General features: G+C 68.0%; 8 protein-coding genes. 6 read left to right on the plus strand and 2 right to left on the minus strand.

What is annotated here, in order from left to right:
- The first annotated feature begins 23 nt into the window (after positions 1-23).
- Both ACZ9YD_RS16620 and ACZ9YD_RS16625 read left to right on the plus strand, forming a co-directional pair.
- Complete coding sequence (locus tag ACZ9YD_RS16620; protein ID WP_465076382.1) at positions 24-986, plus strand: hypothetical protein; 963 nt, start codon at positions 24-26, stop codon at positions 984-986.
- Positions 973-1,614, plus strand: a complete 642-nt coding sequence (locus tag ACZ9YD_RS16625) for a DUF3106 domain-containing protein (protein WP_465076383.1) — start codon at positions 973-975, stop codon at positions 1,612-1,614. Before ACZ9YD_RS16620 ends, ACZ9YD_RS16625 begins: the two co-directional genes overlap by 14 nt.
- 19 nt (positions 1,615-1,633) lie before the next feature.
- Here ACZ9YD_RS16625 and ACZ9YD_RS16630 read toward each other — a convergent pair whose 3' ends face one another.
- Positions 1,634-2,803, minus strand: a complete 1,170-nt coding sequence (locus ACZ9YD_RS16630) for a DUF3667 domain-containing protein (RefSeq protein ID WP_465076384.1) — start codon at positions 2,801-2,803, stop codon at positions 1,634-1,636.
- A gap of 180 nt (positions 2,804-2,983) precedes the next feature.
- On the opposite strand from ACZ9YD_RS16630, the gene ACZ9YD_RS16635 reads away from it, so the two are divergent.
- On the plus strand, positions 2,984-4,363 hold the full coding sequence (locus tag ACZ9YD_RS16635; RefSeq protein ID WP_465076385.1) for an MATE family efflux transporter: 1,380 nt from the start codon (positions 2,984-2,986) through the stop codon (positions 4,361-4,363).
- 117 nt (positions 4,364-4,480) lie between these two features.
- Entirely contained in the window at positions 4,481-6,376 is a 1,896-nt protein-coding gene (sppA, locus tag ACZ9YD_RS16640; protein ID WP_465076386.1) for a signal peptide peptidase SppA, read from the plus strand.
- 72 nt (positions 6,377-6,448) lie between these two features.
- Here the strand turns inward: sppA and ACZ9YD_RS16645 are convergent, their stop codons facing one another.
- The gene (locus ACZ9YD_RS16645; protein ID WP_465076387.1) at positions 6,449-7,477 is read right to left on the minus strand and encodes a sugar kinase; all 1,029 of its coding nucleotides are present in this window, start codon (positions 7,475-7,477) and stop codon (positions 6,449-6,451) included.
- Positions 7,478-7,670: 193 nt separating this feature from the next.
- Here ACZ9YD_RS16645 and ACZ9YD_RS16650 point away from each other — a divergent pair, with 193 nt between their 5' ends.
- Together ACZ9YD_RS16650 and ACZ9YD_RS16655 are read left to right on the plus strand one after the other, a co-directional pair.
- Positions 7,671-10,454 carry a TonB-dependent receptor gene (locus ACZ9YD_RS16650; RefSeq protein WP_465076388.1) on the plus strand — a complete coding sequence of 928 codons (2,784 nt, stop codon included), beginning with the start codon at positions 7,671-7,673 and terminating at the stop codon, positions 10,452-10,454.
- Positions 10,455-10,826: 372 nt separating this feature from the next.
- Positions 10,827-14,642, plus strand: a complete 3,816-nt coding sequence (locus ACZ9YD_RS16655) for a LamG-like jellyroll fold domain-containing protein (protein WP_465076389.1) — start codon at positions 10,827-10,829, stop codon at positions 14,640-14,642.

Raw genomic sequence — 14,642 nt, forward strand, 5'->3', positions numbered from 1 at the left:
CTCCTCAGTCAGCTCCACCCGGAATGTCCTCCGCCGTCGCTGCGTTCCTGCGCGGGGTGGAGCGGCGCGCGGCCGCGTTCGCCCAGTGGCAGAGCGGCGATATCGAAACCGGTGACGCCGCGCTGGCCGCGGCGATGACCGATTTCGGCCAGCTGGCGACCAATACTCCGTTCCCCGACTGGCCGCGCCGGTTCTGGGCCCAGTTGCTGGCATCCCCGGCGCTGCGCGCGCCCGCCGTGCTGCCAGACGATGCCGATGGCCTGCCCGCACTGGCAGGGCTGTCCGGCGGTCCGCGGGTGACCGTGCTGCTGCGGATGGTGGCCGGCCTGCCCGAGCACGAAGCGGCCGCGGTCCTGGGCGTGACCCGGGCGACCTATCGGCTCGGCCTGCAGCGCGCCTTGCCGCACCGTGAGGATGGCAGCCCCGATCCCGACGCTTGGCGCCGTATCGCCGAGGCCGCGCAGGCGGCGATCCGCGCGCTGCCGCCTGATCGCCTCGCGCGGCTGGCGGGCCTGCGCGAGGCCGCGCTGCGTGGGCAGGTGCCGCCGCTTCGCAGGTTTCCCCTGCAGCGCGCAGTCGTCACGCCGCCGCAGGAAGAAGCGGCGCCGCCGTCGTCCCGGACCCGGGCGCGTTGGCTGTGGCCCGCGCAGGCGCTGGTGCTGGTCGCGATGCTTGCCGCATTGGCCTGGACCTGGCGCGATGCCTGGCGCGGCGGCGGTCTCGATGACGACACGACGATCCGGATCGAAGCGTTGCCGGACGCACAGGCGCCTGCATCCACCTACGACGACGAGATCGCCCTGCTCACCGCGCCCGACTTCGAACTGCTGACCGAATCGGACACCGCGCGCTGGCGCGAGGATCCTGCGTTCTACGCGTGGCTGTCCACGCAGATCGAGACGCCGACCGATGACACCCGCGACGCCCATCTCGACGATGCGCCGGAGCAGGCCGACGGCATGGAGACCACCGATGCCGATCTCTGAACGCGTTCTGGCGTGCGCGGGCGCCGCGTTGCTGTTGCTCGTCGCGCCGCTGGCGCAGGCTGCATTACCGGCCGCATTAAAGGCCGACGCCCTGCCGGCCGCGGAACGCGCGCAACTCGAGGCCCGCGCCGCGCGCCTGGCGCAGATGACGCCGGCCGATCGCGATGCACTCACTGCGCGTCTGGCGGCCTGGCAGATCCTGCCGCCCGGCGAGCGTGCACGCCGGCGGATCGCCTGGCAGGCAGCCGATGCCTTGCCGCATGCCGAGCGCATGCAGCTGCAGCAGGCGGCCGCGCACTTCGAGACGCTGCCCGAGCCCGAGCAGCGCGCACTGCGGCTGACCTTCGAACAGCTGGATCGGAGCCTGCGCCGTGGCTGGCTGCTGGGGCCGGTGCTCGGCGCCGACTGGCCGCGCCTGCATCCCTTGTTCTCGGCGATGCCCGAAGACCAGCGCGCCCCGGCGCTGCTCGCGCTGCGCGTGACCTCGCTGCAGGCACGTGACGACCTGGCCGCACTGGCGCAACGCACCCCGCCGCAGGAGCGCGACGCGCTGCGCGCGCAGTGGCTGGCGGTGCCGGCCGACACGCGCGATGCCTGGTTGCGTGCGCGGGTGTCCGGCACGCCCTGACGGCATATCGAGCGCGCAACTACAACGCGTATAGCGCGTAGCCCGCCATCGGAATCGCGACGCTGAGAAACAGCGCGAAATACGCCATGCCGATGATTGCGAACTTGACCAGCGTCCACGGCCACGACTGGCCGTAGACGCGCTTCTGCATCAGCAGCAGATAGACCGGCATCGCCCACAGCAGCAGGATCTGCGCGAAGCCGACGATGCCGGTCGACCATGCCGCGTGCGTCGCCAGCCACGGCAATGCGAGCGCGCCGCAGAGCACCAGCAGTAACGCCAGCATCAGCGCCGCATGGCTGTAGAGGCCGACGACGACGTGTTCGAGATACAGCCGGCCGCGGAACAGATACAGCAGCTTCAGCAGCACCGCGAACAGCGGCACCAGGATGAAGAGCGCTGTCGGCGCGACGCCGAACAGGGCGCGTACAAAGATCTGCGGATCGTTGTTGAACCGTTCGACGTTGCGCTCGATGCGTTCGCCGATCGGGCCGCCGATGGTCGGCGGGCCGGACGTCGGCATGTCGACATCTTCGGAAGGGGGCGCCGCCGCTGCCTGCGTGCCAACAGCTGCCGCACCGTCTGGAGGAACCGCATTGATGGCGGTCGGCGCCGCGCCGTCGGGGGCGAGTTCGGCAATCCGCGTGTCTGCCTGCGCGCGCACTTCCGCCGCGGCGATGTCCAGTTGCGGTGTCACGCCGGGCAAGGCGCCCACGGTGCGGCGGGTCTCGGCGACGCCGGCCAGCGCGTCGTCGCGCATCGTCCGCACCTCGTCAACGGTCCGCGCCTGCGCGAACTCGACGGCGACATCGTCGGTGCGCACCATCTGGCCCGGCTGGACATCCTGCATCGCGTCCTGGACCACGAACTTCGCGACGAAGAACGTCAGCAGCGTCAGGATCACGAACAGCCGCATCGGCGCGACGTAGCGCACGCGGTGGCCGCCGAGATAGCGGTTGGCAATACGGCCAGGAACGAACAGGTCGCGCAGTGTGCGGAAGATGCGGCCGTCGAGATGCCAGAACGATTCGAAGACTTCCTCCACCGCGTGGGCGACGTTGCGCACCGGGCTGTGCGTGGACTGGCCGCAGGCATGGCAGAAGTCGCCGTGCAACGACGTGCCGCAGTTCTCGCAGGCGGACGGGTGCGCGTCGTCGGACGGCAGCGGCGGCAGGGCAGCGTGTGACATGCGCGGACGGATTCCTGGCAAGGCCGCAGCGGCGCGGCCGCGGACACGGAAAAAAGGCGGGGCGTGGGCGCCGCGCGTGTCGCTCCCCTGCGCGGCGTGCCGGTAGAATGCGGTCCTTCGCGCCCCGGTGCCAGCGCACGCATCCGTCGTACGCGCGGCCGCAGTCGCAGAGCCGTTCCCATGTCTTCCGCAATCACGCCGCCGCCCTTCGGTCACGAGGTGCGGCGCACCGCCGTTCTGGCGGCCCCGCTGGTCGCCGGCCACGTCGCCACCGGCCTGATCGGCTTCGTCGATTCCGTCATCGCCGGGCACCACGGCACGGCCACGCTGGCGGGCGTCGCCGTGGGTACGGCGATCTTCTGGCTGCCGCTGATGGTGCCGATGGGCACGCTGATGGCGGTGCCGCCGTCGGTGTCGCAGCTCGACGGCGAAAACCGCCATGCCGAAGTCGGCCCCTTGTTCCGGCAGGCGCTGTGGCTGGCGGCGGGTCTTGGCCTGGCGCTGTTTGGGCTGCTGACGGCACTGGCTGCGGCGCTTGGGCCGTTCGGCATCGCGCCGGACATCGTGCCCGGCGCGACCGCGTTCCTGCACGGCATCCGTTGGGGCGTGCCGGCGCTGACGCTGTACTTCTGCATGCGCTATCTCAGCGACGGCCTGCACTGGACGCTGCCGACGATGGTGTTCGGCTTCGGCGGCCTCGCCGTGCTGGTGCCGATGGGCTATGCGCTCGCGTTCGGCTGGGGTCCGTTTCCCGAGGGCGGCGCCGGCGGCCTGGGCATCGCGTCCGCGATCATGATGTGGATGCAGTCGATCGCATTCGCGTTGTATCTGGCGCTCTCGAAACGCTTCGCGCGCTACCAGCTGTTCACCCGGTTCGATCCGCCGCGCTGGGCGGAGATCCGCGCGCTGCTGCGCACCGGTCTGCCGATCGGCGTGACGGTGACGATGGAAGGCAGCCTGTTCGTCGTGACCGCGCTGCTGATCGGCCGGCTCGGCGAGATCGAGGCGGCCGCGCACCAGATCGCGATCAACGTCGCGGCGCTGTGTTTCATGGTGCCGTTCGGCCTGGCCGAAGCGACCACGGTGCGCGTGGGCAATGCGATCGGGCGCGGCCTCGGCAGCGCCGGCGTGCGCCGCGCGGGCTTCGCCGGTCTGGCGCTGGTGCTGATGACGCAGACGGTCTCGGGCGTGCTGCTCCTGCTGGGGCACGACCACGTGGTGCGCATCTACACCGAGGACGCCGCGGTGGCCGCGCTCGCCGGCTCGCTGCTGCTCTACGCTGCCGCGTTCCAGTTTCCCGACGGCATCCAGGCGCTGTCGGCCGGCGCGCTGCGTGGGCTCAAGGACACGCGCGTGCCGATGTTCCTCGCCGCGGCCGCGTACTGGGGCGTGGGCATGGCCCTGGGCGCGACGCTCGGTCTGGGACTGGGCTGGGGGCCGAAGGGCATGTGGATCGGCCTGATCGCCGGGCTGACCGTTGCCGCCGTCCTGCTGGGCGCCCGTTTCCTGCGCAGCAGCCAGCGCGTGCCGGCGCTGTCCGCGGACCCCACGGCACAGTGACGACCGGCGCATGCATTGGCCTGCCGCGCCCGGTAGGCTGCGGCATGGGATGGTCCATGGCCGCGCCGCTGCCTGCGGCCGCGACCCGAATTTTCTTCTGATGGAGCTGTTTTCCGCATGAGTACTGTGCAGCCACGCGCGCCGCTGACGCGTTTCATTGTCGGCACCTGGGACGGGATGAATTTCATCCGCCGGTTGATCCTCAATTTTCTGTTCTTCGGCCTGCTGTTCCTGTTCGCACTGCTGGTGCTGATCGCGATCGTTGGCGGCGGTTCGCGGCAGTCGCCGCTGCTCGACCGCACCACGCTGGTCATCGCGCCCGAAGGCGCGCTGGTCGAGCAGTACAAGTCCGATCCCTTCATGCGCGCGCTGGCCGAGAACAGCGGCAGTGGGGTCGGCGAGGTGCAGCTGCGTGACATGCTGCGCGCGCTGGACGCGGCGAAGACCGATGACCGGATCGAACGCGTGCTGCTGCGCACCGATCGCATGACGTTCTCCGGTTACGCGTCGATGCGCGAAGTGGCTGAAGCCATCAGCGAGGTGCGCGCGGCCGGCAAGCAGGTCGTCGCGTTCGGCGAGTATTTCGGCCAGCAGCAGTATCTGCTCGCCGCGCAGGCCGACGAGGTCTACCTCGATCCCGAAGGCGGCATGATGCTCGAAGGCCTGGCCGGCTATCGCCAGTACTACCGCGAGGCGCTGGCCGACAAGCTCGGCGTCGACGTGCACCTGTTCAAGGTCGGCGAGTACAAGTCGGCGGCCGAGCCCTACATCCTCGACGGCGCGTCGCCGGAGTCGAAGGAAGCCGACCTGTACTGGATGAACGACATCTGGCAGCGGCACATCGCCGACGTCGCCAAGGTGCGCGGGACCACGCCCGAGGCGCTCAATGCCGGCGTCGACACGCTGCCGCAGGGCATCGCCGCGGCGCAGGGCGATCTGGCGCAGTACGCGCTGTCGCAGAAGTTCGTCGACGGCCTGAAGACGCGTGGCGAAGTCGAAGACCTGCTCATCGAGCGCGGCGTCGCCGACGAGGATGCCGAGGGCGGCTTCCGCCAGGTCTCGATGCGCGATTTCCTCGCGCACGTGTCGCCGGCCAGCTCGGCCGCGGACCGTCGCGACCAGGTCGCGGTGGTCGTCGCCGAAGGCGGCATCACCGGTGGCGAGCAGCCGCCGGGCACGATCGGTGGCGAGTCGACCTCGGCCCTGCTGCGCGAGGCACTCGACGACGAGCACGTGAAGTCGGTCGTGCTGCGCGTCGATTCGGGCGGCGGCGAAGTGTTCGCGTCCGAGCAGATCCGTCGCGAGGTCGACGCACTCAAGGCCGCCGGCAAGCCGGTGGTGGTGTCGATGGGCGACGTCGCCGCGTCGGGTGGTTACTGGATCAGCATGAACGCCGATCGCATCTATGCCGATGCGTCGACGATCACCGGTTCGATCGGCATCTTCGCGCTGGTGCCGACCTTCCCGCGCACGCTGGAAAAAATCGGCGTGCGCACCGACGGCGTCGGCACGACGCGCTTCGCGGGTGCGTTCGATCTGACCCGCGAGCTGCAGCCCGAAGCCGGCCAGGCGATCCAGGCGATCATCAATCGCGGATACGCGAACTTCATCGGCAAGGTCGGCGAGGCACGTGGCCGCAGCAGCGAAGAGATCGACACCGTCGCGCGGGGTCGCGTGTGGAGCGGCACCCAGGCGCTCGATCGTGGCCTGGTCGACGAACTCGGCGGTCTGCGCACCGCGATCGCCAAGGCCGCCGAACTCGGTGGGCTGGAAGAGGGCAAGTGGCGCACGCGTTACGTCGAGAAGACCGCCACGCCGTTCGGCCGCTTCCTGACCGGTTTCGTCAGCGGTCGTCTCGGCGGCGCGCTGGTCGGTCACAGCGACATCGCCCGTGGCCTGCTGGCGCGTGTGGTGCCGCGCGCCGAACAGGATCTGCAGTTGCTCGAAAGCGTGATCACCCCGCAGCCGGGCCGCCCGGTCAAGGCGGTCGCGTATTGCTTCTGCGAACTCTGAGTCCGCGCAGTTCCTGAAACAAAAACGGCCCGCCATTGGCGGGCCGTTTCTTTTGCTGGATCCCGATTGCGATCAGCGGCGCACGTCGAGCCGACCGCTGTCGACGAGCGCGGTTACGTCGCGCTCGCTCACCAGATTGAAGTCGCCCGGCACGCTGTGTTTGAGCCGCGCCGCCGCGAGACCGAACGCGAGCGTGCGCGCATCGTCCAGGCCCGACAGCACGCCATGCAGCACGCCGGCAGCGAAGGCATCGCCGCCGCCGATCCGGTCGACGATGCCGTCGACGGGCAGCGCATCGATCTGCTGCACGCTGCCATCGCGACGTACCAGCAACGCACCGAGTGCGTGGCGGTCGACGCTGTGCACCGTGCGCTGCGTGCACGCGATGCGCTGCAAATGCGGGAACGCGGCGAAGGCGCGTGCACACGCCTGCAGGGTACGTTCGGCGCTGGCGTGTTCGCCGGTTTCGGCCGCATCCGCGCCGAGCACAAGGTCGATGTCGCGATGATCGATGAAGGCGATGTCGGCCTCGGCCAGCAGGCCGCGAAGCAAAGGTGCCGGCGTGTCGTTCCAGGTGGCCCACAGCTTCGGACGGAAGTTGCCGTCGAACGAAACCGTGGTGCCTTGGGCGCGGGCGGCGCGGACCGCGGCCAGTGCCGCGTCGGCCGCATTCGGACCGACCGCCGGCGTGACGCCCGAGACATGCAGGCAATCGATGCCATCGAGCAGCGCCGGCCAGTCGTAGATGCCTGGCGCAGCACGCGCGAACGCCGAATCCGCGCGGTCGTAGACCACATCGCTGGGCCGCATGCCGGCACCCGCGGCGAAGAAGTACAGCCCCATGCGTCCGGGCGTGCGGATGACCCGCGAGACATCCACGCCGTGCCGGCGCAGTTCGCCCAGCGCGCCATCCCCCAGCGCATTCGCGGCGACCGTGCCGGCCAGCGCGGTCTCATGACCGAAACGCGCGAGTGACACCGCGACGTTGGTTTCGGCGCCACCGACGTGCACATCCAGCTGCCGTGATTGCAGCAGGAATTCGCGCCCCGGAGCGCCCAGGCGGAGCAACAGTTCGCCAAAACAGAGAATGCGTTTGCCCATCGCGGCAGTGCCTTTCGATCGGGCCCGGTGGGGAGCGGGCGGAGGTGGATGTGGCGGCGCAACATGCTTTGCAGAATCGCCTCTGCTAGCGTTTGACCCGCGGTGTCATTCCGGCACCGATGAACACCATAACAAGCGCGTCCATGCAGTCAAGACGCGCCGAGACCGCTTCGCACCCTGGGAGGGGAACGACATGACGCAGTTGTTCGGTACAAAAAAGACACCGGTTACCTTGCTGGCCGCGGGGATTGCGCTCGCGCTGCAGGCGGTGGCCATGCCCGCGTTCGCGCAGACTGCCGCGACCGCCGACGATGGCGTCGAAGAGACCGCCACGTCCGATGACGCCACACAGCTGGAAGTCGTGCGCGTCGTCGGCTATCGCGCCAGCGTCGAGAGGGCGCTCGACATCAAGCGCGGCGAAGCCGGCGTGGTCGATGCGATTGTCGCCGAGGACATCGGCAAGTTCCCCGATCTCAACCTCGCCGAATCGCTGCAGCGCATTCCGGGCGTGGTGATCACGCGCGATGCGGGCGAAGGCCGTGCGATTTCGGTGCGCGGCCTCGGCCCGGATTTCACCCGCGTGCGCATCAATGGCATGGAGGCCCTGACGACCGTTGGTGCGTCCGACCAGAGCGGCGGCTCGAACCGGGGTCGCGGATTCGACTTCAACGTCTTCGCGTCCGACCTGTTCTCGCAGCTGATCGTACGCAAGACCGCATCGGCCGAAGTCGAGGAAGGCTCGCTCGGCGCGACCGTCGATCTGCGCACCGCGCGCCCGTTCGACTACGACGGCCTGACCGTCGTCGCCAGCGGCCAGGCGAGCTACAGCGAGATGGCGGAGAAGGCCGATCCGCGAGTCGCTGGCTTGATCGCCAATACATGGGCCGACGGCAAGTTCGGCGCGCTGGTATCGGTCGCCTACAGCGAGCGACAGGCGCTTGAAGAAGGGTCGGGTAGCGGCCGCTGGGCCAATGGCCCGAGCAATGGCGGCTTCAGCCCTGACTCGCCATTTACGCCGGCGTTGTCCGCCGACACGTTCCATCCCCGCTTTCCCCGCTACACGTTGATGGAGCACGAGCAGAAGCGCACCGGCGTCACTGCGTCGCTGCAGTTCAAGCCGACCGATCGTCTGGAGTTCTCGCTCGATGGTCTGTACTCGAAGATCGACGCGGTGCGCGACGAGAAGTATATCGAAGCGATTTCCTTCAGCCGCAGCGGCGCGGGCAAGCCGGAGACGATCGTGCGCGATGGCGTCGTGGATAGCGACGGCGCCCTGGTCTACGGAGAATTCGACAACGTCGACATTCGATCCGAAAACCGCCATGACGAATGGAATACGGTGTTCACGCAGCTGACGCTCGACGGCAAGTTCGACGTCACCGACGATTTCACGCTTTCCGGCAAGGTCGGCACGTCGCGCTCGAAGCACGAGAATCCGATTCAGACGACGATCATCATGGACAAGGCCAACGTCGACGGGTACAGCTACGATTACCGCGGCGACCGCTACAAGCCTGTCCTGAACTATGGCATCGACCCGAACGATCCCACTGGCTGGACGCTGGCTGAAATCCGCATACGCCCCCAGTACGTCGAGAACGAGTTCGATACTGCGCAGCTCGACTTCAACTGGAACATCAGCCCCGGTTTCCGTCTGAAGGGTGGTGTGCAGGCCAAGGACTACACGTTCTCGACCAGAGAATTGCGTCGATCGACCGAGAGTCTCACCGGGGTTCCGACATTCGCCGACGGCAGCTATATCGTGCCGGTCGACCTGACCAGTCAGGCCAATCTCAGCGGCATCGATGGCTCGCCCGGTTCGTGGGTGATTCCGAGCTACGACCGCATCGCGGAGTTCTTCGACATCTACAGCAACGCAGGCGCGTTTGCGGTCAACGAACGTGCACTCAACAGCCGTAGCGTCGAGGAAGAGGATCGCGGCGTCTATCTGCAGGGCGAGTTCTCCACCGACCTCGGCTCAATTCCCTTTTCCGGTAACTTCGGCGTGCGCTACGTGGAGACAAAGCAGACGTCGACCGGTACCGCGACCGCCAGCGGCAGCCCCGTGGTCTCGACCGTGTCGCGGACGTACAGCGATACGCTGCCGTCGATGAATCTCGTGGCCGAAGTGAGCCCGGATTTCCTTGTGCGCCTCGGCGCAGCCAAAGTGATGTCGCGGCCCGGTCTCGGCTTCCTGACGCCGGGTGTCACGGTCAACGTCAGCGGTGGTGCGCGTACCGTCAGCGGCGGCAATCCGACATTGGATCCGATTCGCGCCGACACCGTGGACCTCGGTTTCGAGTGGTACTTCGACGAAGGATCGATGCTCGGCCTGGGTCTGTTCTGGAAGGATATCGAGACCTTCGTGCAGACCACGCGTGAGGTGCGCAGCTACGCGTCCAGCGGTCTGCCGGCGAGCCTGCTCGAGGGTACCGGTGCGACGGTCAACGACGACTTCGTCTTCAGCGTGCCGCTCAACACGCCCGGTGGCGAACTGAAGGGCTTCGAAGCGAACTACACCCAGCCCTTCAGCTTCCTCTCGGGCGCGTGGAGCAACTTCGGCGTGCAGCTCAACTACACGTACGTGGATTCGCAGATCCAGTACGTGCTGCCGTCGGGCGCCAGCTCGCTGGAAACCGACCTGGTCGGTCTCTCCAAGCACTCGTGGAACGCGACGCTGTACTACGAGGGGGCCGCGTTCTCGGGCCGTATCTCGGCCACCAACCGTGACGACTACCTGTTGCAGGTCCCCGGTACCGAGCAGGGCTTCAACGAAGATGTGCACGGCCAGAACGGCACCACCGTGCTCGACGCTTCGCTGCGCTACAAGATCAGCGAGCAGATCGAGTTGAGTCTGGAAGGCATCAACCTGACCAACGAGCCGTCGGAATCGTGGGTCGGTGCGAACTCGCGTCTGCCGCTCGATTACAGCGAGACCGGCCGCCAGTATCTGCTGGGTCTGCGCTACAAGTTCTGATCGCAAGGACAGCCAGACAGAAGGCCGGGCGATCCAAGCCCGGCCTTTTTTTTATGCGCGGCGTCGCGTCGCCGGACCGATCGGAATGCAGCGAGATCGCAGACGGCGTGTTGCGTTGCACGATGTCGGAGGCGCGCTCCACTGCTAAGTTCAAGCCCGGGATGACCAGCGGTGTCATTTGATGAGTGAGGCTCGGTGAATCGTTTCGAGGCTGCGTACCGCCATCCGCCATCCGCCGTCTGCACGGTTGCGCGCCGCGCGGCCGTCTGCGTGACGAGTGCCTAGTTTCCGCGCGCTGGCGCGGCGCATCCGTTTTAAAGGCGTCGGCTGTTGCCGGCGCGTCGCTGTCGAGGAGACCGAGTGTTGAACCAGATGTCGAAGCGAGTTCTGGCCGTTGCCTGCGCGTTGGGCCTGTCTGCCGCCGTCGATGCGGACGACACGCCCCGCCTGTTGTTCCACGTGTCGGCCGACCAGGATTTCGTCGCCGATACCGCGGCCGGTGATCCGGTGCCGAACTTCAAGGACAAGGTGCGCCTGGTCGATGACGGAGTGCGGGGCCGCGCGATTGAATGGGACGACGATGGCGTGCTGTCGTGGAACGCGCCCGGAAATATCGACGCCGCGCGCGGCACGTTGAGCTTCTTCTGGCGGTCGCGCGATCCGGTCGGTGAGGCGCCGTTCGTGATCTTCCGCGTCGGCTATGCAGACCATTCCAGCTGGGACATGGCCTGGCTGCGCATCGACTGGAACGGCGAGGGCTTCGATGCGTTCGTGACCGATGCGAATCTGTCGCGCACGCGCGTGTCGTTCAAGATGGACACCGCGCCCGCCGCCGATGCGTGGACGCATGTGGCCTTCGCCTGGGACGAGACGATCGGCGTGCGCCTGTACATCGATGGTCGCGAGGTCGCGCGCGAAGACCGCCCGGCGAATGCACAGGCCGGCTTCGACTACGACGCAGGGCTGGACCAGTTCGGCCTCGCCGCGCGCATTCTCGCGCCGCACCAGGTGCAGAGCCGCTACAACTTCCTGCGCGGCAGCGATTTCGACGACATCCGCGTGCACGACCGCATGCTCGATGCCGGCGGCGTGCAGGCCGTGCGCGGTTTCCGCGCGCCGACGGCCGCGGTTGCGCCGAACGACCGCCACGCCGCGTGGCTGTTCCGGCACGGCTGGGAGAACGGCGCCGCGCCGCCGGTGCTCGAGACGCCAGTGACGACGATCCGCAAGGTCGAGTTCGCCGACACCAAGGATCTGAAGCAGTGGATGTGGAAGGCCACCGACGGCATCGCCGAGACCACTTGGCCGGGCGTCTACAACCGCTCGCGGCTGCGCGGGCGCAACGACTACTTCCAGCTGCCCGACTGGGACACCTACGTCGACGGCGGCAAGGCGCTGGATCTCACCCTGCCCGACGAACCCTTCAACCGCATCGAACTGCGCGGCGCCGCGTACGGCGAAGCGACCTACGGGGCCGATGCCGACACGCAGCAGCCGTTGTTCTCGCGGCACCAGGGCGGGGTGCGCAGCGTCGATGATTTCGAGACCCGGCAGGGCGGGCATCTGCGCTTCGCCAATACCGCGCAGGAAACCCCGATCCAGGAAATCTGGGCGTATCACGTGAGCGATGCCGCCGAGCCCGCAGGTTCGGTCAAGCAGGCCTACACGATCCGCAGCAATGCCGAGATCGACTACACCAACCTGGCCGATCTGCGTGCGTTCATCGAGGGCCGTTACGCACCCGAGGAGCGCAGCACGGTGCTCGCGCTGCCGGGCCGCGCGGCGTTCCGCGAACGGACGACACCGGGGGTTCGCGAGGCCAAGCAGCCGGTCGTGCACGTGCTGATTCCGTCGGGCATCGGCAATGCGCCGGCCGCGCAGCCGCTGATCCGCAGCTGGGCGCACAGCTGGGAAAACATGTACGACGGGCTCGACGGCATCGCCATCGACATTCCCGCCCTGGACCTGCCGGCGACGCACAGCGTGGACGGTGCGGCCGCGATCCCGCTCAACATCCGCATCAAGGATCCGATCTGGCCGGCGCGCGACATGATCGACGTGTCGGTCTCGGTGACGCCGGGCGAGAAGCGCACGCTGTGGCTGGACATGCGCGACCGCATCCTGACCAAGGACAGCCTGTGGATCAGCATCGCTTCGGCCGCGCCAGGCTTCGATGCGGCCGCGCTCGACGGCGCCGAAGTGCGCATGGTCTACAAGCCGCGCGACGAGGCCATTGCCGAGCACATCGCCGACCGCTTCAACCAGGTCCGTGACAACTGGGGCTTCCTGGTCGAGGAACACACCACGTCGAAGCGCCAGCGCCTGTATGCCCGCGCATTCGCCGACATCAGCGATCTGCTGCGGGTGGATCCGGGCCACGAGCTGGGCCGCCGCTACTGGAACTACATGAGCTACAACAGCCAGGGACTGCCGCCGTTCGAGCAGCCCGAAGCGCCCGAAGGCGTCCCGCTGTGGGCGTTCCGTCAGCTCGAGGATCTCAAGGCCGTGCGCCGCTTCATCGAATGGTGGATCGACGAGCGCCAGGTCGAGTTCGGCGATTTCGGTGGCGGCATCTCCGACGACAGCGATCTGTCGCAGCAGTGGCCGGGCCTGGCATTGATGGGCGTGATCCCGGACAAGCTCAACGCTTCGATCACCGCGCTCGCCGACGCGGCCTACGCGAACGACATGTTCGCCGGCGGCCTGTCGAAGATCGAAACCGACGAGCTGCACGCCTACGAGGAAGGCATCAACACCAACAGCGCGATGGCGCTGCTCAACTGGGGCGATCCGTTGACGATGACGCGCCTGATGGAGACCGTGCGCGATCTCGACGAGAAGATCGTGCTGCGCAACCCGCAGGGCCACGTGCTGTTCTCGAGCAACTGGTTCGGCGGCCACAAGGTCTATCGCGAGCCACGCTGGCAATGGCAGAAGCCGTACTCGTTCCCGGTGCTGCATCCGGCATTCCTGCTCGGCGTGTTCAACGCCGATCCGACCAGCCGCGCGATGATCACCGGTCTCGCGGATGGCTATCTCGCCCACGCCTACACCGATGCGAAGGGTGCCTGGCAGTTGCCGAACGAGATCAACTGGGCGACCGGCGAGCGCCGCGGCGGCGATCTGTTCGACGGCTCCGGCGGCGCCGACACCATGCACCTGTACTGGGCCGCGTGGCGCTGGACCGGTGACGAGAAGTACCTGCAGCCGCTGCAATACCGCGTGGACCGCAGCGGACCGGCGGGTCTGTCGAATCTGGCCGAGAACTACGTCGACTTGCTCGGCAAGCGCGAGGACTGGGGCACGCGCCTGCAGCAGTCGGCCGACACCGGCGACACCGGCGTGCAGAGCGTGTTCGCCTGGCAGCAGACCGGCAACAAGGCGTATCTCGAAGCCCTGCATGCCGACGGCATCCAGGCCAAGGCGATGCGCGAGTACATGAACACCGAAGGCCACTGGTGGTCGGATCGCGTCGAGGCGCCGAGCGAGTTCCTGCAGCGCGCCCGTCTCGGTGGTCTCGCGCTGAAACGCAACACCACGTATCCGGGCCACACGGTGAGCTGGCGCTTCGACGACGATGCGCAAGCCGAGCAGGTCGCACTGCTGGTGTCCGCGCCGTCGCGCGAAGCGTTCAAGGTGATCGCGCACAACACCGGCGCGCGCACCGCGAAGGCGGCGATGACCGGCTGGAACGTGGCGCCCGGCCGCTGGCGCATCACCAGCGGTGTGGACCGCAACGGCGACGAGACCATCGACGGTCGTGCGCAGGCGCGCGAAGTGACGCTTGAGTCGAGCGCGTCAGTGGACCTGTCGTTCGCGTCCGGCCAGACCCAGGTGTTCGAGTTCGAGTTGCTCGAAGCCGGCACGCCGGTCGCGATGCGCGCCGACATCGGCATCGGTCGCGGCGACGTGCGCGTCGTCGATGGCGCGGTCGAGGTGACCGTGCACAGCCTCGGCCATATCGATGCGCCGGGCGGCGTCGCGATCCTCGAAGACGCGCGGGGCCGCGAGCTCGCGCGTGCAGGCATTCCCGCACTCGACGCGCCGCGTGACCTGCAGCCGCGCAACGCGACGCTGCGTCTGGAACACGCGGCCGGCGTCGATCCGCGCGGTGGACGCGTACGCATCGCGCTGCCGGGTGACGGCGAGGAAGTGACGCGACTCAACAACGTTGTCGAGGTGCGTTGA

This window comes from Luteimonas sp. AC640a (assembly GCF_979256585.1).